The 19,374-nt window shown below is 43.1% G+C and carries 14 protein-coding genes; 13 read left to right on the plus strand and 1 reads right to left on the minus strand.

Annotation, left to right across the window (positions count from 1 at the left end):
- Positions 1-182: 182 nt before the first annotated feature.
- The 10 genes from dnaE (at position 183) to aceA (ending at position 14,348) form a co-directional block, all read left to right on the plus strand.
- Positions 183-3,542, plus strand: a complete 3,360-nt coding sequence (gene dnaE, locus ACQKFG_RS12510; RefSeq protein ID WP_427559313.1) for a DNA polymerase III subunit alpha — start codon at positions 183-185, stop codon at positions 3,540-3,542.
- Positions 3,543-3,654: 112 nt separating this feature from the next.
- Complete coding sequence (locus tag ACQKFG_RS12515; RefSeq protein WP_192206047.1) at positions 3,655-4,896, plus strand: NAD(P)-dependent malic enzyme; 1,242 nt, start codon at positions 3,655-3,657, stop codon at positions 4,894-4,896.
- Positions 4,897-4,901: 5 nt separating this feature from the next.
- A complete protein-coding gene (locus tag ACQKFG_RS12520; protein ID WP_192206046.1) occupies positions 4,902-5,531 on the plus strand; it encodes a FadR/GntR family transcriptional regulator in 630 nt (209 codons plus the stop codon).
- Between the two features lie 90 nt (positions 5,532-5,621).
- Positions 5,622-6,485: an acetyl-CoA carboxylase, carboxyltransferase subunit beta gene (gene accD, locus ACQKFG_RS12525; RefSeq protein WP_427559318.1), complete on the plus strand. Its 864-nt coding sequence runs from the start codon at positions 5,622-5,624 to the stop codon at positions 6,483-6,485.
- On the plus strand, positions 6,482-7,480 hold the full coding sequence (gene accA, locus ACQKFG_RS12530; protein WP_098369978.1) for an acetyl-CoA carboxylase carboxyl transferase subunit alpha: 999 nt from the start codon (positions 6,482-6,484) through the stop codon (positions 7,478-7,480). Before accD ends, accA begins: the two co-directional genes overlap by 4 nt.
- Positions 7,481-7,759: 279 nt before the next feature.
- On the plus strand, positions 7,760-8,719 hold the full coding sequence (gene pfkA, locus ACQKFG_RS12535; RefSeq protein WP_427559322.1) for a 6-phosphofructokinase: 960 nt from the start codon (positions 7,760-7,762) through the stop codon (positions 8,717-8,719).
- A 101-nt stretch (positions 8,720-8,820) separates the two neighbouring features.
- A complete protein-coding gene (gene pyk, locus ACQKFG_RS12540) occupies positions 8,821-10,581 on the plus strand; it encodes a pyruvate kinase (protein WP_427559325.1) in 1,761 nt (586 codons plus the stop codon).
- Between the two features lie 80 nt (positions 10,582-10,661).
- Positions 10,662-11,054 carry an FxsA family protein gene (locus ACQKFG_RS12545; RefSeq protein WP_260285402.1) on the plus strand — a complete coding sequence of 131 codons (393 nt, stop codon included), beginning with the start codon at positions 10,662-10,664 and terminating at the stop codon, positions 11,052-11,054.
- A 379-nt stretch (positions 11,055-11,433) separates the two neighbouring features.
- A complete protein-coding gene (aceB, locus tag ACQKFG_RS12550) occupies positions 11,434-13,026 on the plus strand; it encodes a malate synthase A (protein WP_427559328.1) in 1,593 nt (530 codons plus the stop codon).
- Positions 13,027-13,064: 38 nt separating this feature from the next.
- Positions 13,065-14,348: an isocitrate lyase gene (aceA, locus tag ACQKFG_RS12555; protein WP_192206040.1), complete on the plus strand. Its 1,284-nt coding sequence runs from the start codon at positions 13,065-13,067 to the stop codon at positions 14,346-14,348.
- Between the two features lie 86 nt (positions 14,349-14,434).
- Here aceA and ytvI read toward each other — a convergent pair whose 3' ends face one another.
- Positions 14,435-15,559 (minus strand): sporulation integral membrane protein YtvI, encoded by a 1,125-nt coding sequence (gene ytvI, locus ACQKFG_RS12560; RefSeq protein ID WP_192206039.1) that lies wholly within the window; start codon positions 15,557-15,559, stop codon positions 14,435-14,437.
- 193 nt (positions 15,560-15,752) lie between these two features.
- Here ytvI and ACQKFG_RS12565 point away from each other — a divergent pair, with 193 nt between their 5' ends.
- The 3 genes from ACQKFG_RS12565 (at position 15,753) to icd (ending at position 19,281) form a co-directional block, all read left to right on the plus strand.
- Positions 15,753-16,214 carry a DUF441 domain-containing protein gene (locus ACQKFG_RS12565; protein WP_034309113.1) on the plus strand — a complete coding sequence of 154 codons (462 nt, stop codon included), beginning with the start codon at positions 15,753-15,755 and terminating at the stop codon, positions 16,212-16,214.
- 539 nt (positions 16,215-16,753) lie between these two features.
- The gene (citZ, locus tag ACQKFG_RS12570; protein ID WP_192206038.1) at positions 16,754-17,869 is read left to right on the plus strand and encodes a citrate synthase; all 1,116 of its coding nucleotides are present in this window, start codon (positions 16,754-16,756) and stop codon (positions 17,867-17,869) included.
- 95 nt (positions 17,870-17,964) lie between these two features.
- Positions 17,965-19,281 carry an NADP-dependent isocitrate dehydrogenase gene (gene icd / locus ACQKFG_RS12575; RefSeq protein ID WP_260398060.1) on the plus strand — a complete coding sequence of 439 codons (1,317 nt, stop codon included), beginning with the start codon at positions 17,965-17,967 and terminating at the stop codon, positions 19,279-19,281.
- Positions 19,282-19,374: the final 93 nt, after the last annotated feature.

Consider the following 19,374-nt stretch of genomic DNA (forward strand, 5'->3'; position numbering starts at 1 on the left):
ATATCATCATCCTTTTTTTCTTGATATTCTTCTATTCCATTTATATGGGAAGTTCAGAGGTAATATGATAGTCGTCGGAAATCAGGAAGTTAAATTGCCTTGGTAATGAGAACATATTTTCTTTTTTTGAAATAAACACTATAATGAAAAGAAACATGCCTTACAAAGGTGGGAGAAAAAACGTGTATACTCATCTCCATATTCAGAGCGGATACAGCCTGCTGACAAGTACGGTGAAGATCACTGAACTTGTGGCCAAAGCGAAAGCGGATGGCTGTACAAGTCTTGCCTTAACCGATCGAAATGTTATGTACGGTTCGGTCTATTTTTATAAAGAATGCAAGAGACAGGGCATAAAGCCGATCATCGGCATACTTGCGGATGTCCTTGATGAACGGGATTCGCCACATGGACTTCTTTTATTGGCAAAAAGTCTACAAGGTTATCAAAACCTGCTTAAAATAAGCAGTGCCATAAAAACGAAATCCCCGTCAGGCATTCCAATGAATTGGCTTAAAGCCTATTCCCGGGGCCTGATAGCAATCACTCCGGGTGCGGAGGGGCAAATAGAAACGCTATTGAAAGAAGAAAATCCACAGGAGGCCAAACAGGCAGCGGAACGATTTCTGCGAATTTTTGGTCATGATAACTTTTATGTATCCATACAGAGACTTTCAATCGCGAATGAGGAAAAAGGCAACGAAGCCATAAGTCAGTTGGCGAGAGATTTAGAGATAAAGATTGTCGCGACGAATCCAGTCTATTATTTGAACGAAAGCGATGCACTCGCTCAAGAAGTCCTATTGGCAATTGGAAATGGCGACAAGCTGGCGGATGAGGCGCATACGGTTCTTGAATCCGATCAATTTTATTTGAAAAGCCGGGCCCAGATGGCAGAACTATTCCATGACAGACCGGATGCACTCGAAAATACACTGCATATTGCCGCGCAATGCAATCTGGAAATTCCATTTCACCGTTCACTGCTTCCTAAGTACCCTACTGAAGATGGTGTCACAGCCGAGGAAATGCTCGAAGCCATCTGTTTCCAAGGGCTGAAGAAAAGATTGCCGGAGCCATCCATTCAATATGAAGAGCGTCTGCGATATGAATTGGATATCATCACCAAGATGAAATTCAGCGATTACTTTTTGATCGTCTGGGATTTCATGAAATTCGCCAAGGACCATCAAATCCTGACTGGTCCTGGAAGGGGGTCGGCCGCCGGATCGATGGTCGCTTATGTGCTGTCGATAACGGATGTCGATCCAATCGAACATTCCTTGCTGTTCGAGCGTTTCCTGAATCCGGAACGTGTCTCGATGCCGGATATCGACATTGACTTTCCGGATAACCGCCGTGAAGAAGTGATAGCCTATGTCGCGAAGAAGTACGGGGAACTTCATGTAGCACAAATCATTACATTCGGGACATTGGCTGCCAAGGCTGCATTAAGGGATACAGGCCGTGTTTTCGGCTTGAATTCAAAGGAACAGGAAGCGGTATCGAAAATGATTCCAGGACGCCTGGGCATCACGCTTCCCGAGGCTTACAAGGAATCGAAAAGGCTCAGGGAATTCGTTAATGAGAGTGACCTGAATCAAAAACTTTTTCAAACCGCTTTATTACTTGAAGGGCTGCCTCGCCATGCTTCGACACATGCCGCCGGCGTCGTCATCAGCGATCAGGCACTGACCGAGCATATTCCGATCCAGGGGGGGCATGAAGGCATCCATCTGACTCAATACCCAATGGACCTTCTCGAAGAACTGGGACTTCTTAAAATGGATTTTCTTGGACTCCGCAATTTAACGCTCATCGATAACATTTTAAATAACATTAAAAAGGGATCGGGGAAAAAGCTCGACTTGTCCCATATCCCAATGGATGACCCCGAGACGCTAGCCCTTTTAGGGAGAGGCGAAACAACCGGAGTGTTTCAATTTGAATCGGATGGCATCCGAAAGGTTTTGATCAAGCTGAAACCGAATCGATTCGAGGATATCGTCGCGGTCAATGCCCTATATCGTCCAGGTCCGATGGAAAATATACCGCTGTTCATCGAGCGAAAACATGGACTGGCTCCGATTGATTACCTGCACGAGGATTTGAAGGATATCCTCGAGCCTACATACGGGGTCATCGTTTATCAAGAACAAATCATGCAAATCGCCTCCCGCTTAGCCGGGTTTTCATTAGGGGAGGCTGACCTGCTCCGTCGTGCCGTTTCGAAGAAGAAGAAGGATGTTCTGGATCAAGAGCGGCAGCATTTCGTGAACGGCTCATTGAAACAAGGATACTCGGAAAAAACGGCAGATGAAATTTATTCCTTGATTGTCCGCTTCGCTAACTATGGATTCAACCGAAGCCATGCGGTGGCGTATAGTTTCATCGCTTATCAACTGGGTTACTTGAAAACCCACTATCCGGAATATTTCATGGCAGCACTCCTGACATCGGTCGTCGGGAATGATGAAAAGATTTCGCAATATATCCGTGAAGCCAAAAAGAAAGGGATAATGGTTCTGACTCCCTCGATTAACCGGAGCGGTTACCCGTTTTTACCGGAAAAGGAAGGGATCCGTTATAGCCTTGGAGCCATAAAGGGGATTGGCGGTACGGTCCTAAAAGAAATCTTTGCTGCAAGGAGGCAAAAGAAGTTCGCTGATTTATTCGATTTCTGTTTGCGCGTTTCGGGAAAAATCGTAAATAGAAAAGTGTTGGAGGCGCTTGTGCATTCAGGTGCATTTGATGAATTCGGTGAAGACCGGGCAACATTGTTGGCGAGCTTGGACGTAGCGATCAATCATACGGAATTGGTTAATCCGGATGATGACCTATTCGATATGTTTTCGGATGGCGAGTTTTCACTCAAACCGAAATACAACCGAGTCGAGCCTATTCCTATCGAGCACAAACTCTCATTGGAAAAAAGCGCATTGGGGCTTTATCTATCGAATCATCCGGTGACAAGCTACAGAGAACTTTTTCAGCACTTCGGCTGTTTGACCATAGATGAAGCCACCAATAAAAAGGAATCAAAAGTCTTGCTTGGCGCATACATCACGTCGGTTAAAACCATAAGGACAAAAAAGGGCGATGTGATGGCTTTCTTGAGCGTTAGTGATGAAGAAGGGGATATTGAAGCGGTCGTTTTTCCAAATGTTTATAAAAATCACTCTGCCGACTTGAATCACGGACAACTCGTCATGCTGCAAGGAACATTGGAAGAGCGGGATGGAAAAACACAGCTCCTGATCAGGAACGTATACCCGCTTGAAAAAGTGAAGCAGATGAAAGAGGAAAAAAACGGAACGATATTCCTGAAAATAGAGGCTGGCAAGCAAACGAATGATACCCTGCAAAAAATAAAAAAAATTTTAATGCAGCATAGCGGTGAAACGAAGGTCATGCTTTTTTACGAGAGGGAAAACCGCTATGTACAGCTATCTTATTGGGATTGGGTCAATCCTACAGATAGACTGATGCAGGCATTATTTGACTTGGTGGGAAAAGGAAATGTGGTTTACAAGAAAGAATAACTGTTTTACAACTTTAATAGTTATGTTATATTGAAAACAGGCCGCTGTGGTCTGACCACTAGATTTCAGCATATAAGATATGGGATACCCAATTTGGTTTAGGAGTGAAACTATGACATTGAGAGAAGAAGCATTACATATGCACCGCTTGAATCAAGGAAAATTAGAAACAGTTTCGAAAGTACCGGTAAGGAATGCAGTGGATTTAAGCCTGGCTTATTCTCCTGGTGTCGCAGAACCGTGTAAAGATATTTACGATAAACCGGATACCGTTTATGACTATACAATGAAGGGGAATACTGTTGCTGTTATTTCCGATGGAACGGCTGTATTGGGACTTGGAAACATCGGTCCGGAAGCTGCCATGCCGGTTATGGAAGGTAAAGCCGTTCTATTTAAAAGTTTCGCTGGAGTGGACGCTTTCCCAATCTGTTTAAAAACGACGGATGTGGACAAAATTGTAGAGACCGTTAAGTTACTCGAACCGACATTCGGTGGAGTGAACTTAGAGGACATAGCCGCACCGAATTGTTTTGAAATTGAAGAACGACTCAAGAAAGAAATGAATATTCCTGTTTTTCATGATGATCAGCACGGTACAGCCATTGTTACTGTTGCCGGTCTTGTGAACGCGTTACGACTAGTGAATAAATCAATGTCAGAAATTAAAGTGGTAGCGAATGGGGCAGGCGCTGCGGGCATTGCCATCATTAAATTGCTTTATAGCTATGGGGTTCGTGACATCATCATGTGTGATACGAAGGGTGCCATTTACGAGGGCCGTTCGACAGGGATGAATGATACGAAAGAACAAGTGGCGAAAGTGACCAATCGAAATAGGGTTTCAGGACCTTTGGAAACTGTCATTCAAAACGCTGATGTGTTTATAGGTGTTTCTGCTGCAGGTGCATTGACAAAAGAAATGGTTTCTTCGATGAACCGGGATGCGATCATTTTCGCGATGGCCAACCCAGATCCGGAAATCATGCCGGAAGAAGCAAAAGCGGCAGGTGCCAAGGTTGTTGGAACAGGCCGTTCGGATTTCCCGAATCAGGTCAATAACGTCCTTGCATTCCCAGGGATTTTCCGTGGTGCCCTAGATGCACGTGCGACTCATATCAATGAAAAAATGAAGGTTGCTGCAGTACAAGCCATTGCCGGTTTAATACAGGAACATGAGATAAACGAAGACTACGTCATACCTGCTCCATTTGATGAGAGGGTAGCACCTGCCGTCGCGGCTGCTGTAGCCAAGGCAGCAATGGAAACGGGAGTAGCTAGGATTAATGTAGATCCAGAGGAAATTAAAGAAAAAACAAAGAAATTAGCGATCATTGGAAAAAGTGAGGAATAATTAATTTGTCAGGTCGTACTTCTTCATCCAAAATTTATCTCGATGTCGTTGAGAGCCTACGTACCATGATTGAAGCGGACAGCCTCTTGCCGGGAGATAAAATCCCATCAGAACGGGAGTTATCGGATCGTTTTAATGTTGGCCGTTCCTCTGTCCGTGAAGCATTGCGTGCCTTAGAACTATTAGGGTTAATAGAAACAAGGCGCGGTGAAGGGACGTTTATCAGGGATTTCCAGGAGCATAAGCTAGTAGAGCTTCTGGGAACCTTTTTTTTGCAAGATAAAAAAGTACAAGAAGATTTGTCTGAGACGAAAAGGCTGATTGAAATTGACTGTTTGCGGATCGTCGCCTTTTTCGCTACGGCTGATGATATCAAAAGATTAATGGTCTGGGTCAAAGCGGATGAGTTTCATGATGATGATTTCTTTTTAAGAATTGCCATTTTGAATCGCAATCGATTGCTGGAAAGAATTTGGCGCATTGTCAACAGCTATGCCAGAACATCAGAGATGGTACAGGGTAATGTGAAAAAAGAAGATTATCTGGCACTTCTTACATATTTGCTCGAACGTGATGAAGAAAAAGCCATCGAAACGTATCTTATTAGAATTAGAAATATGTCGAAGGACGAGTGACACCTTTTTACACGATACTAATTTTATTTCTGATATAGTTTGTACCAAGTATCATAAAATAGATAATTGGTGGTAAAGGGAGGATTAAGCTTGCTTAAAGAGCTATTTGCGAAGTCTAAGAAGAAATATGCAACGGTTCCTTTAGATCGTGAGAAACAAGATGTACCGGAAGGAATCATGACAAAGTGCACCGGCTGTAAAAAAATCATGTATACAAAAGAATTGGTGAAAAACAAGAAAGTCTGTCTGCATTGCGGGTACCATCATCCGATGTCTTCCCATGAGCGCATCGAATTTTTATTCGACGCAGGCACTTTTAATGAATTTGATAAAGAAATGATTTCAGTTAACCCGCTTGAATTTCCGGATTACTTAGAGAAGTTGGAAAAAGATAGAAAGAAAGCCAAGATTAATGAGGCGGTTGTCACAGGAGTGGGAAGCATCAATGGGTACCAAGTTTCCACGGCCATCATGGATTCAAATTTCCGGATGGGAAGCATGGGATCCGTTGTTGGGGAAAAAATCACCCGTGCCATTGAACGTGCAGGTGAATTGAAGGTTCCGTTCATCATATTTACGGCATCAGGCGGAGCTCGGATGCAGGAGGGTGTTTTAAGCTTGATGCAGATGGCGAAGACAAGTGCGGCACTGAAGATATTCAGCAATGAAGGCGGACTGATCATATCAATGATGACCCATCCTACCACGGGCGGGGTTTCGGCTAGTTTCGCGTCACTTGGCGATATTAATCTAGCTGAGCCAGGAGCCCTTATTGGATTTGCGGGACGAAGAATCATTGAACAGACGATCCATGAAGAGCTTCCTGAAGATTTCCAAACGGCTGAATTCTTGATGAAGCACGGCCAATTGGATGCGGTCGTCAAACGTACGGAAATGAAGGAAACCTTGACAACGATCCTTAAAATCCATGCCCCGGGCGGTGAATGGTTATGATTTACGAATTAGAATTCGAGCGTCCCATTACGGACCTCAGAAATAAAATTAAAGAACTAAAGGCCATTTCGAAGGACGCTGATGTAGACCTGACAGCCGAAATCGAAACATTGGAAAAGCGTCTAGAGAAGCTGGAAGTGGATATTTATAACCATCTTAAACCGTGGGATCGCGTTCAGATCGCCCGCCATCCAGCCCGTCCGACGACGCTTGATTACATTCCGCTATTATTCAATGACTTCATCGAGTTTCATGGTGATCGTTATTATGGGGATGATGAAGCGATTGTAGCAGGAATTGCAGAATTTGATGGACTTGCCGTGACTGTCATCGGTCATCAGCGGGGTAAGGATACGAAGGAAAACATCCGTCGTAACTTTGGCATGCCCCACCCTGAAGGCTATCGAAAAGCTTTACGTCTGATGAAACAGGCGGAAAAATTCAACCGCCCGATTATTTGTTTCATTGATACGAAGGGAGCTTTCCCTGGTAAAGCTGCTGAAGAGCGCGGGCAAAGTGAAGCCATTGCGAAAAACCTTTTTGAAATGGCGGGGCTGAAGGTGCCTGTCATCAGCATTGTCATCGGTGAAGGCGGTAGCGGCGGTGCATTGGCACTTGGCGTCGGGGACCGAATTTTCATGCTTGAGAACTCAACATATTCGGTGATTTCCCCTGAAGGGGCTGCAGCCTTGCTGTGGAAGGATGCCTCTCAGGCTAAGAGGGCTGCGGAATCGATGAAAATCACGGCTCCCGATTTAAACCGCTTAGGAGTCATCGATGAGATCATTCCTGAAGTGAGGGGCGGCGCCCATCGGGATTCAAATTTACAGGCAGAAGCCATCAAGGATATCCTGAAACGTTCATTCAATGAACTTCTGCCATTGAATAGTGATGATCTTATCAACCAGCGTTATATGAAATTCAAGAAAATCGGTGAATATGAATTTGCAAAACAGCCTGAGGGAGAGCCTAAGGAAGTTGAACAGCATTCATAAACACATTTACAAAAGGGAAAACGTGCTGCCTGGGGCAACACGTTTTTTCATCCTTTCATGGGCACATATGCATTCATTACAGAAACGTGTAAAGAATATGGTTTGTGTGTAGAATGTAAACTTTTGCGCCATTTTACTTCAATTTCTGATGAGAATCGGTTAGTCTTATAACATCAAGTAAGCATAAGTGAAGCAGTTTCCTGCTTATTGAAGCTTGAAAAAGGGTACAATGATATAACGAGGCTAAAAATTGATTAGTGCTGTAGAGAGGTGACATTTATGAAAAGAATAGGTGTATTGACAAGTGGAGGAGATTCTCCTGGCATGAATGCGGCAGTCCGAGCGGTTGTCCGGAAAGCAATTTTTCATGAAATTGAGGTCTTCGGAATTTATCATGGCTATCAGGGACTGATAAATGGAAATATAAAGAAGCTTGAACTTGGGTCTGTCGGGGATATCATTCATCGAGGCGGCACGATGTTACATACGGCTCGCTGTCCGGAATTTAAGACGGAGGAAGGCCAGCTGAAAGCGATTGAACAATTGAATAATTTTGGTATCGAGGGCATTGTCATCATTGGTGGCGATGGTTCATACCGCGGAGCGAAAGCTTTAACGGAAAGGGGCTTCCCTTGTATTGGAGTTCCTGGAACGATTGATAATGACATACCGGGTACGGACTTCACGATTGGTTTCGATACGGCCCTTAATACAGTCATCGATGCCATCGATAAAATTCGGGATACGGCCACTTCTCATGAAAGGACTTATGTCGTTGAAGTGATGGGAAGAGATGCCGGCGATATTGCGCTTTGGGCTGGATTGGCTGGCGGGGCTGAAACGATTCTTTGTCCTGAATGTGAATATGATATGGAAGATCTGATTGGGAAGCTGAACCGCGGACATGACCGTGGGAAAAAGCATAGTATCATCATTGTAGCTGAAGGTGTTGGAAGTGCCGTTGATATCTCCAGGAAAATTGAGGAAAAGGCAGGGTTTGAAACCCGTGTAACGGTCCTGGGCCATGTTCAGCGCGGAGGTTCTCCTTCGGCAAATGACCGTGTATTGGCAAGCCGGCTTGGAGCAAAAGCCGTTGAACTGCTTCTTGAAGGAAAAGGAGGCAGAGCTGTCGGGATAGAACAAAATCAACTCGTTGATTATGATATCATCGAAGCTCTTGCTAAACCGCATACAATTGATAAGAAAATGTATGAATTATCTGCTGAGCTATCCATTTAATCATTATTGATCGATAGATTGTTTAAAGAAGATATAAAACACTGCTCCTCTGTCTTCAAAAGGTGGACAGGCGGCAGTTTTCCTTAAAGGAGGATGACCACATGCGTAAAACCAAGATTGTTTGTACGATTGGCCCCGCAAGTGAAAGTATAGAAAAGCTGGTTCAATTAATAGAGGCGGGGATGAATGTAGCACGGCTTAACTTTTCTCATGGAAATCATGAAGAACACGCCGCTAGAATACGCAATATCAGAGAAGCGAGCGAAAAAGCGGGTAAACAGGTTGCCATCCTGTTGGATACAAAAGGACCTGAAATACGGACAAATAATATGGAAAATGACTCCATGGAGCTTGTAGCCGGCAATGAAATCATTATTTCCATGAATGAAGTCCTGGGAACACCTGAAAAATTCTCCATTACCTATGAAGGGCTTCTGCATGATGTCCACCCAGGATCTAAAATCCTTTTGGATGATGGATTGATTGGGCTTGAAGTGTTGAAGATAGATAAAGTAAGAAAAGAAATCCATACCAAGATCTTGAATAGCGGTACACTTAAGAACAAAAAAGGCGTGAATGTTCCTGGAGTTTCGGTTAACCTGCCTGGCATAACGGAGAAAGATGAACAGGATATCCTTTTTGGGATCGAACAGGGTATTGACTTCATTGCTGCCTCATTTGTACGCAGGGCTTCCGATGTGCTTGAAGTAAGTGAATTATTGCAGCAAAATGGAGCGGAACATATTCAAATCATCCCTAAGATCGAAAATCAAGAGGGCGTGGACCGCCTTGATGAAATCTTGGAAGTTTCAGATGGCTTGATGGTAGCGCGGGGAGATTTGGGAGTGGAAATTCCCGCAGAAGAAGTGCCATTAGTCCAAAAACAAATGATCAAAAAATGTAATAATGCTGGGAAACCAGTCATAACTGCTACACAAATGCTCGATTCGATGCAGCGTAATCCAAGGCCGACCCGTGCAGAAGCAAGTGACGTCGCCAATGCCATATTTGATGGAACGGATGCAATCATGCTTTCTGGCGAAACAGCTGCTGGGACCTATCCTGTCGAAGCGGTGCAAACGATGCATAACATTGCCTCACGTGCTGAAACTGCCCTTGATTATCGGGATATATTATCAATCAGAAGCAAAGTGAACCGTCATAATGTTACTGATGCTATTGGTCAATCCGTTGCCCACACCGCGCTTAATCTCAATGCCGGGGCAATCATCACCCCTACAGAAAGCGGTCATACGGCAAGGATGATTTCCAAATACCGCCCTAAAGCACCGATCATTGCGGTTACATCCAATGATCATGTTTCAAGACGGCTTGCATTGGCTTGGGGAGTCTATCCGCAGATTGGTCCAAAAGCGACGACTACCGATGAAATGCTTCAAACCGCAATAGATGAAAGCTTGCATTCCGGCTTAGTTTCCCATGGGGATTTAGTCGTCATTACAGCCGGTGTGCCTGTAGGTGAAACAGGTACGACTAACTTGATGAAAATTCATGTGTTAGGTGAGGTTCTTTTGAAGGCTCAAGGAATCGGCAGGAAATCAGCGAAAGGTGAAGTGGTTGTAGCTAAGAATGCCAAGGAAGCTTTGGAAAAAGTGACGGAAGGCTCGGTATTGGTTACGATCGGTTCGGACCGTGAAATGATGCCGGCGATTGAAAAGTGTGCGGCATTGATTACGGAAGAAGGCGGTTTGACAAGCCATGCAGCTGTTGTAGGAGTTACATTGGGCATACCGGTCATCGTTGGGGCGGAGGACGCGACCAAGGTTTTCAAGGATGGTCATAGAATAACAGTCGATGCAGGTCGCGGAGTCATTTACGATGGGCATGCCAACGTTTTGTAAACGAAATTTTGGCTGATTCCGTGCAAATGAGGTAAGATGGATGTACCGCACCAGAAATGGGCTGTGCAGGAGGAATGTAGATGAAATATTTTTTAATGTTTATCATTGCGATGCCGGTCGTTGAAATTATTGTCCTTTTGCTGTCAGGCAATCTGATTGGTTTTTGGCCAACGCTGTTCCTGATTGTAGCCACAGGTTTGATCGGGGCCTATTTGGCTAAACGGCAAGGGATGGAAACATGGAAAAAGGCACAGGAACAGATTCGTTACGGAATGATGCCAGGAAATGAAATCATTGATGGAATCTGTATCTTTATCGGAGCTGCACTGTTGCTGTCCCCTGGGCTCATCTCGGATATCATGGGATTGATCCTTGTGTTTCCGCCAACCCGGAAACTCCTCAAACCGATTGTAATCCGGTTTATCATGAACAGGATGAATAAAGGGAAAGTTACCATCATTCAGCATAAATAATATAAGGCTGTCTAAAGGCTAAAGCTTTTAGGCAGCCTTTTTTGGTCTGGAAAAAAGGTCAAAAAAAGCATCCAAGTTTTTTATAGGATGCTTTTTTTGATTAACAATGAAATGAGAATTACATGGTTAATCGGATTTTGCCTGTTTCATCATTAAATGATGAATTCCACGAGATTGAAAAAGTGTATAATAACAGGAATTTTAAAGATTAATCCTTTGGAACATTGGTAAATCAGGCTTTTCCATGCTTAAAAATCTTTTTTTAGATTTTTTAGAAAAAACTGGTGACAAATTTATACAACGTGTTATATAATACAATCAAGAAATAAAACAACTGTATTATAACATAGGGGATTTGGAAAGGATGTGGAGAGGCAACATGATTACGGAAGCAAAAGGCTTACAAATTACAGGCTACATTAAGCCAGGATATGAACAAATACTTACAAAGGAAGCTCTTCAATTCATTGAAAGAATTGAACGGCATTTCAGTGGAAGAAGGAAAGAACTTCTAGAACGGCGGAAAAGCGTTCAGGAAGAACTGAATCAAGGTAAGCTTCCTGATTTCCTTGAAGAAACGAAGCATATTCGCGAAAGTGATTGGACGATTGCACCCCTCCCGAATGATTTACAGGACCGCAGGGTTGAAATCACAGGGCCTGTTGATCGCAAAATGATCATCAATGCCATGAACTCAGGTGCCAATGTATTCATGGCGGACTTTGAAGATGCCAATTCACCTACTTGGGAGAATTGCATCGATGGCCAATTGAATCTGCGGGATGCAATTCGCGGAACCATTTCATTTAAAAATCCAAATGGCAAAGTGTATGAATTAAATGAAAGAACAGCTGTCCTGAAGGTAAGGCCACGCGGCTGGCATTTGGAGGAAAAACATGTCCTATTGGATGGACAGCCTATATCAGCTAGCATTTTTGATTTCGGACTGTACTTTTACCACAACGCAAAAGCATTGGTCGAAAAACAAAGCGGTCCATACTTTTACTTACCAAAAATGGAAAGCCATCTAGAAGCAAGATTATGGAATGACATATTCGTATATGCACAGAACGATTTAAGAATTTCGCAAGGAACCATCAAGGCAACGGTCTTGATAGAAACGATTCTTGCTGCATTCGAAATGGACGAAATTCTGTACGAGCTGAAAGAACATTCGGCAGGCCTGAACTGTGGCCGCTGGGATTATATCTTTAGTTTCCTGAAGAAATTCCGTCACTCGGATGATGTCATCTTCCCAGACCGGCAGCAGGTCACGATGACCGTCCCGAACATGAGGGCGTATTCCTTACTGGCAATCAAAACATGCCACACTCGTAATGCTCCTGCAATCGGCGGGATGGCGGCGCAAATTCCTGTGAAAAATGATCCGGTAAAGAACGATGAGGCTTTTGCGAAAGTAAAGGCGGATAAAGAACGCGAAGCAAGAGACGGTCATGATGGAACATGGGTTGCCCATCCAGGTATGGTAAGCACGGCAAAAGAGGTTTTTGACCTGCTCGTCCCAAAACCGAATCAAATTTTCCGAAAACGGGAAGATGTCCATGTAACAGCTCAAGAGTTGCTGGCTGTACCGGAAGGAACGATCACAGAGGCAGGATTAAGGACGAATATTAACGTAGGCATCCAATATATCGCCTCCTGGTTAAGCGGCAGAGGTGCGGCACCCATCAATAACTTAATGGAAGATGCTGCCACCGCTGAAATTTCAAGGGCTCAAGTTTGGCAATGGATTCGTCATCCAAACGGCATTCTCGAAGATGGCAGGAAAATAACCGAGGAATTATTCCATCAAATCAAAGAAGAAGAATTGGCGGTCATTAAATCGGAAGTAGGGGAAGAAACTTTCAAATCAGGAAAGTTTGAAGAATCTACTAAACTATTTGAACAATTGATTGAAGCGGACGACTTTGCAGATTTCTTAACGAATGCGGCATACGAAAAATTATCTTAATATTCAAAATACAAAAGATGAATTAGGAGGAAATAATGATGATGAATGAGAGAGCGCAAAAATTACAACAAAGCTGGGAAAATGACTCACGGTGGACTGGTGTTAAGCGTCCTTATACGGCCGAAGAAGTTATTAAACTAAGGGGTTCCATCGATATTGAACAGACATTGGCGCGCCGTGGTTCTGAAAAACTATGGAATCTATTGAATACGGAGGATTTCATCAATGCATTAGGGGCGTTGACTGGTAACCAAGCCATGCAGCAGGTGAAAGCTGGTTTAAAAGCAATTTACTTAAGCGGTTGGCAAGTGGCGGCAGATGCTAACATCGCAGGGCAAATGTACCCTGACCAAAGTTTATATCCAGCCAACTCCGTGCCGCAAGTAGTTAAACGCATTAATCAGACACTTCAGCGTGCAGACCAAATCAGCTTTGCTGAAGGAAAAGATGATATCGATTGGTTCGCTCCAATCGTGGCGGATGCTGAAGCAGGCTTTGGCGGTTCCCTTAACGTCTTCGAATTAATGAAAGGCATGATCGAAGCTGGAGCGGCAGGCGTTCATTTTGAAGACCAGCTTTCTTCCGAGAAAAAATGCGGTCACCTAGGCGGTAAAGTGCTTCTTCCAACACAAACGGCAGTACGTAATTTAGTTTCCGCCCGATTGGCAGCCGACGTAATGGGTACACCGACTATCTTGATTGCCCGTACCGATGCTGATGCTGCAGATTTGATCACCGATGATATCGATCCGGTCGATGCACCATTCATCACTGGCGAAAGGACTCCAGAAGGATTCTATCGCACGAATGCTGGTCTTGACCAAGCAATTGCAAGAGGCCTGGCTTATGCGCCGTATGCCGACCTTATCTGGTGTGAGACTTCTGAACCTAATCTAGCGGATGCTCGCCGATTTGCCGAAGCAATCCATGCAGAGTTCCCGGGCAAACTGCTAGCATACAATTGTTCCCCATCATTTAACTGGAAAGCGAAATTAAGTGATGAAGAGATTGCAAATTATCAGGTGGAATTGGGTAAATTGGGTTATAAATTCCAATTCGTTACACTTGCAGGCTTCCACTCATTGAATCATAGCATGTTCAACCTTGCTCTTGGCTATAAAGACCGCGGCATGGCTGCATACTCAGAACTTCAACAAGCGGAGTTCGCTAGTGAGCCAGACGGCTATACGGCAACACGTCATCAGCGTGAAGTGGGAACTGGTTACTTTGATGAAGTGGCACAAGTCGTTTCTGGTGGAACATCATCCACAACAGCGCTTGCAGGTTCTACTGAAACAGAACAATTCGAGACGTCAAAATAATTTTAGCTTAAAACCAAAAATCCGCCTTGTACCCGAGGCGGATTTTTAAATGGAAATGGTGAATGCTAATAGATGTCTGGAGTATCTTAAGTCGTTTTCTTCGTATCGCCGATAATGAAGATCCATATGGCCTTGAAGACATTGGCACGCTGGAGTGTATTGAATATGACAAGTACGACAGGTCCTGCGATCAGACCTAGGAAACCGATCAATTTGAAGCCGATGAACAAGGCGATGAGAGTGGCAAGCGGATCCAAACCAATACTGGAAGAAAGTACTTTTGGCTCTATTAACTGACGCTGGACAACGACGATTATGTAAAGAACGGACAAACCGATTGCAAGACTTGTATTCCCGGCAATGAATTCAAAGATGATCCAAGGAATGAAAACCGTACCTGTCCCTAAATAGGGGATGATGTCGACCAGTCCGCATATCAGGGCAATGGTAATTGAATAATTCACCCCCAAAATGAGAAATCCGATTAAAATCGTGACGGTCGTCAATGAAACAAGTGTGAATTGTGCACGGATAAATCCGAACAAAGCCCGTTTTAAGTCCCTGAATAAACGCTTGGCACCCGCAAAAATCTTATCAGGCAATACCTTTCCGGTCATGCGGTTAAAGGTATCCCAATCTTTGCTGATGAAGAAAGTGCCCAGCAGGGTAAAAAGGAGTGCCGTTGCTGTAGTTGGAAACCATCCGATGATTGTGGGGATGTTCTTCAAGAAAGCTTGAATGAAGCCGCTTACTCCGGTAGTGATGGATTCACCGATATTTTGGATATTCTTGAGGACTGTGTCCTGCTGTTCGGTATCCAAATTATTGAACATGGCTGCTATTTGATTATAAAAAGGGATGACGGTGGACGCGATGTATGTTTCTATATAATCCACGATGGTTTCAATATGTTTCGGGATGACACCGGCCAGGTAATTGGTCCCTGAAATGATCTCGGTGACCAGTAATGTGATGAGGCCCGCAAATAAAAGGAAAATGAGTAAAAGGGAAACGAATACAGCCAACCCCCGTGGCAGCCTTCCTTTCTTTTCGAAGAAAGTGACCAGGGGATTCATCAAGAAAGCGATTATCATGGCAATGATGAATGGATATGTATATTTAGATAAATAAAACAAGGCAATTCCGCCTAAAATTATCCCTCCGATGACCAGTAAAGAGCGAATGAAACGATACATATAAACCGGATTCAAGTCATATCCTCCTTCAATCATAAAGTTTGTATTATAATTGTAACGATGATGGAAAAGAAAGGAAAGATTCTTTCATCTTACGGCTTAAATTTTTTTCGCCGATGCATCGTTCCATAAATCATTTTTCTCCCAGGAAATACGGGAGTTTGTTATGTTAAAATAACAAAAACAGAAGGAAGAAGGTGAAGGGAGAATGATCAACGGTCCTGTCGTATTTTTAATTCTGCTTGCTGCAATCGGTTGGTTTGGGAAAAACACCTCACTCATCATGGCTGCGGGTTTTCTTTTAAGCATGAAACTGATCGGCCTTGACGCTAAAGTGTTTCCATACCTCGAAGCCAAAGGAATCAACCTGGGCGTTACGATCATTACGATTTCGGTACTCATACCCATAGCAAACGGGGCGATAGGTTTCAAGGAACTCGGAGACGCAATAAAATCTCCTTATGCCTGGATTGCGCTTGCATCTGGAATAGCGGTTGCACTCATAGCGAAAAATGGGATTACGCTTTTATCACATGATCCGCACATTACCACAGCTCTTGTTTTTGGGACGATTCTTGCAGTCGCTTTATTCAAAGGGGTGGCTGTCGGTCCATTAATCGGGGCGGGAATTGCTTATTTATGCATGCAGATCTTCAATTTTTTTAAATGAAGCGAGTGGCAGAGGGGAGAAAAATCCGTCAGTTGTGGAGATGGAAATTTTCTATTTAATGTTTCGTTTATTCTGCTTTGAGGCGAATTTTCAAAAAAAGCGTTTTGGATCGCATAAAAAAAAGCAAGAGAATATGTAGCTAATTTTTCTAATAAAATAATAATTTTTTCACATTTTAAGTGCTTTTCATTCCCAAAAAAGTGTTTATTGTTTATAATAATGTTGTAACTGCTCTGATTTATTAAAATTGAGATTCAGAATATCTTTGATATTTTTGAGGAATCTTAAAAAAAGATGTAGTTATTGAGCAAGCGCTCACTAGGAATAGCTACAAGCATTATTTTTAGAATTTCGTTTAAAAGATTATCGTACATTTTACTATTGTTGGGGTCCTATTCTGTGAACGCTTCCAATACAAGATGTATGTCTTCTGCTAAAAAATAGATGGTTGTTTACAATAGCTAATTTCTTGGAAGCGCTATATTTATACGCTAATAGCAAGGGCATAGGGGAATATTTAGGAAAAGGAGAGATTTAGTATGACAGCAACAAAAGGTCTTGAAGGTGTGGTAGCTACAACTTCATCAGTAAGCTCCATCATCGATGACACATTAACGTATGTAGGTTATGACATCGATGATTTAGCTTCTAACGCAACATTCGAGGAAGTAATCTATCTTTTATGGCACGGAGCTCTTCCGAACAAAAGCCAATTAGAAGAATTAACTCAACAACTTGCTGAAAATGCTGAAATTCCAGCTGAAGTGGTTAATCACTTCAAAACATACCCAATCGATAAAGTACATCCAATGGGAGCTCTTCGCACTGCAGTATCTCTTCTGGGTCTTTATGATGAAGAAGCAGATGTAATGAGTGAAGATGCTAACTATCGTAAAGCAATCCGCATCCAAGCAAAAATCCCTACATTGGTAACAACTTTCGCTCGCATCCGTCAAGGGAAAGAAGCTGTTGCTCCACGTACAGATTTAAGCTTTGCTGCTAACTTCTTATATATGTTAAGCGGTAACGAACCAACGGCAATCGAAGAAGAAGCATTCAACAAAGCATTGGTTCTTCATGCTGACCATGAATTAAACGCTTCTACATTCACTGCACGTGTTTGTGTGGCTACATTATCTGATATCTATTCTGGCGTAACTTCTGCCATCGGCGCTTTAAAAGGCCCTCTTCACGGCGGAGCTAACGAACAAGTCATGAAAATGCTTACAGAAATTGGTTCAGTTGAAAACGTTGAGCCATATATCAACGAAAAATTAGCCAATAAAGAAAAAATCATGGGCTTTGGCCATCGTGTATACCGTAAAGGTGACCCTCGTGCTAAGCACCTTAAAGAAATGTCACAAAAACTGACTGAACTTACTGGACAACCGCAATATTATGATATGTCCATCAAAATTCATGAAATCGTAACCGGTCAAAAAAATCTTCCGCCGAACGTGGATTTCTATTCTGCTTCCGTATACCACAGTTTAGGTATCGAGCATGACCTATTTACACCAATCTTTGCTGTAAGCCGTGCTTCAGGCTGGATCGCTCATATCCTTGAGCAATATTCAAACAACCGCCTTATCCGTCCGCGTGCAGAGTATGTTGGGCCAGGTATGCAAAAATACGTACCGATTGAAAACCGCTAATTAAAAGTTTTTTCGAAAAATCATTTTTTATTTCATCGAATTTGTAGTAAATTAATAGATGTGAGTAAAAAAGGTTAGTGGTTCTGCCCCATTAAATGGCAGGCCATCTAACCTTTGAATTTGAATCGGAGGTAAGAGACATGACACAAAGCCAAAAAATCACAGTTACTAACGGTGCTCTTAACGTACCAAACAATCCAATCGTTCCTTATATTGAGGGAGACGGAATCGGTCCTGATATCTGGGCTGCAGCATCCCGCGTTTTAGACGCAGCAGTTGAAAAAGCTTACAATGGCGAAAAGAAAATCGAATGGAAAGAAGTTTTAGCTGGACAAAAAGCATTTGACCAAACGGGCGAATGGCTTCCACAAGAAACTCTTGATGTCATTAATGAATATCTAATCGCTATTAAAGGACCTCTTACAACACCAATCGGTGGCGGAATCCGCTCATTGAACGTTGCATTGCGTCAAGTATTGGACTTATTCGTATGTCTACGTCCAGTACGTTACTTTGACGGTGTACCTTCACCAGTTAAACGTCCTGAAGACACTGACATGGTCATCTTCCGTGAAAACACTGAAGACATCTATGCTGGTATCGAATATGCTAAAGGTTCTGACGAAGCGAAAAAATTAATCGATTTCCTACAAAATGAATTCGGTGTTAAAAATATTCGTTTCCCTGAAACTTCTGGTATTGGTATTAAACCAATTTCTGAAGAAGGAACAAAACGTCTTGTTCGCTCTGCACTTAACTATGCGATCAAAGAAGGCCGTAAATCATTAACTCTTGTTCATAAAGGTAACATCATGAAATTTACAGAAGGCGCATTCAAAACTTGGGGTTATGAAGTTGCAGAACAAGAATTCGCCGAGAAAGTGTTCACTTGGAACCAATATGATCAAATTAAAGAAGCTGAAGGCACTGAAGCTGCTAACAAAGCACAATCTGCTGCTGAAGCTGAAGGCAAAATCATCGTTAAAGATTCTATTGCTGATATCTTCTTACAACAAATCCTAACTCGTCCTAAAGAGTTTGATGTTGTTGCAACAATGAACTTAAACGGAGATTACATTTCTGATGCACTTGCTGCACAAGTTGGCGGAATCGGTATCGCTCCAGGAGCAAACATCAACTACGAAACTGGACATGCCATCTTCGAAGCAACTCATGGAACGGCTCCTAAATATGCTGGTCTTGATAAAGTTAACCCATCTTCAGTTCTTCTTTCAGGCGTTCTTTTACTTGAGCACCTTGGCTGGAACGAAGCTGCAGACAGCATCACTAAATCAGTGGAACAAACAATCGCTTCTAAAGTTGTTACATACGACTTTGCCCGCCTAATGGAAGGTGCAACGGAAGTTAAATGTTCTGAGTTCGCAGACGAGCTTATCAAAAACCTTAAATAATTCATTACATGCTTTCTGGAAAAGTGCCTGAATGGGCTGCTTTTCCAGGAAGCTTATATTTCATGAGGATGTTAAAAGTATTCCAAAAGTATT

Origin of the sequence: Peribacillus sp. NPDC076916, from assembly GCF_050269675.1 — a bacterium.
GTDB lineage: Bacteria > Bacillota > Bacilli > Bacillales > DSM-1321 > Peribacillus > Peribacillus aracenensis.

Coding starts and splice junctions, on each gene's coding strand:
- accA (WP_098369978.1), top strand. CDS start 6,482: ATGATTTACGAATTAGAATTCGAGCGTCCCATTACGGACCTCAGAAAT.
- pyk (WP_427559325.1), top strand. CDS start 8,821: ATGCGTAAAACCAAGATTGTTTGTACGATTGGCCCCGCAAGTGAAAGT.
- icd (WP_260398060.1), top strand. CDS start 17,965: ATGGCAGGCCATCTAACCTTTGAATTTGAATCGGAGGTAAGAGACATG.
- pfkA (WP_427559322.1), top strand. CDS start 7,760: ATGAAAAGAATAGGTGTATTGACAAGTGGAGGAGATTCTCCTGGCATG.
- aceB (WP_427559328.1), top strand. CDS start 11,434: ATGATTACGGAAGCAAAAGGCTTACAAATTACAGGCTACATTAAGCCA.
- ACQKFG_RS12515 (WP_192206047.1), top strand. CDS start 3,655: ATGACATTGAGAGAAGAAGCATTACATATGCACCGCTTGAATCAAGGA.
- ACQKFG_RS12545 (WP_260285402.1), top strand. CDS start 10,662: ATGAAATATTTTTTAATGTTTATCATTGCGATGCCGGTCGTTGAAATT.
- citZ (WP_192206038.1), top strand. CDS start 16,754: ATGACAGCAACAAAAGGTCTTGAAGGTGTGGTAGCTACAACTTCATCA.
- ACQKFG_RS12565 (WP_034309113.1), top strand. CDS start 15,753: ATGATCAACGGTCCTGTCGTATTTTTAATTCTGCTTGCTGCAATCGGT.
- aceA (WP_192206040.1), top strand. CDS start 13,065: ATGATGAATGAGAGAGCGCAAAAATTACAACAAAGCTGGGAAAATGAC.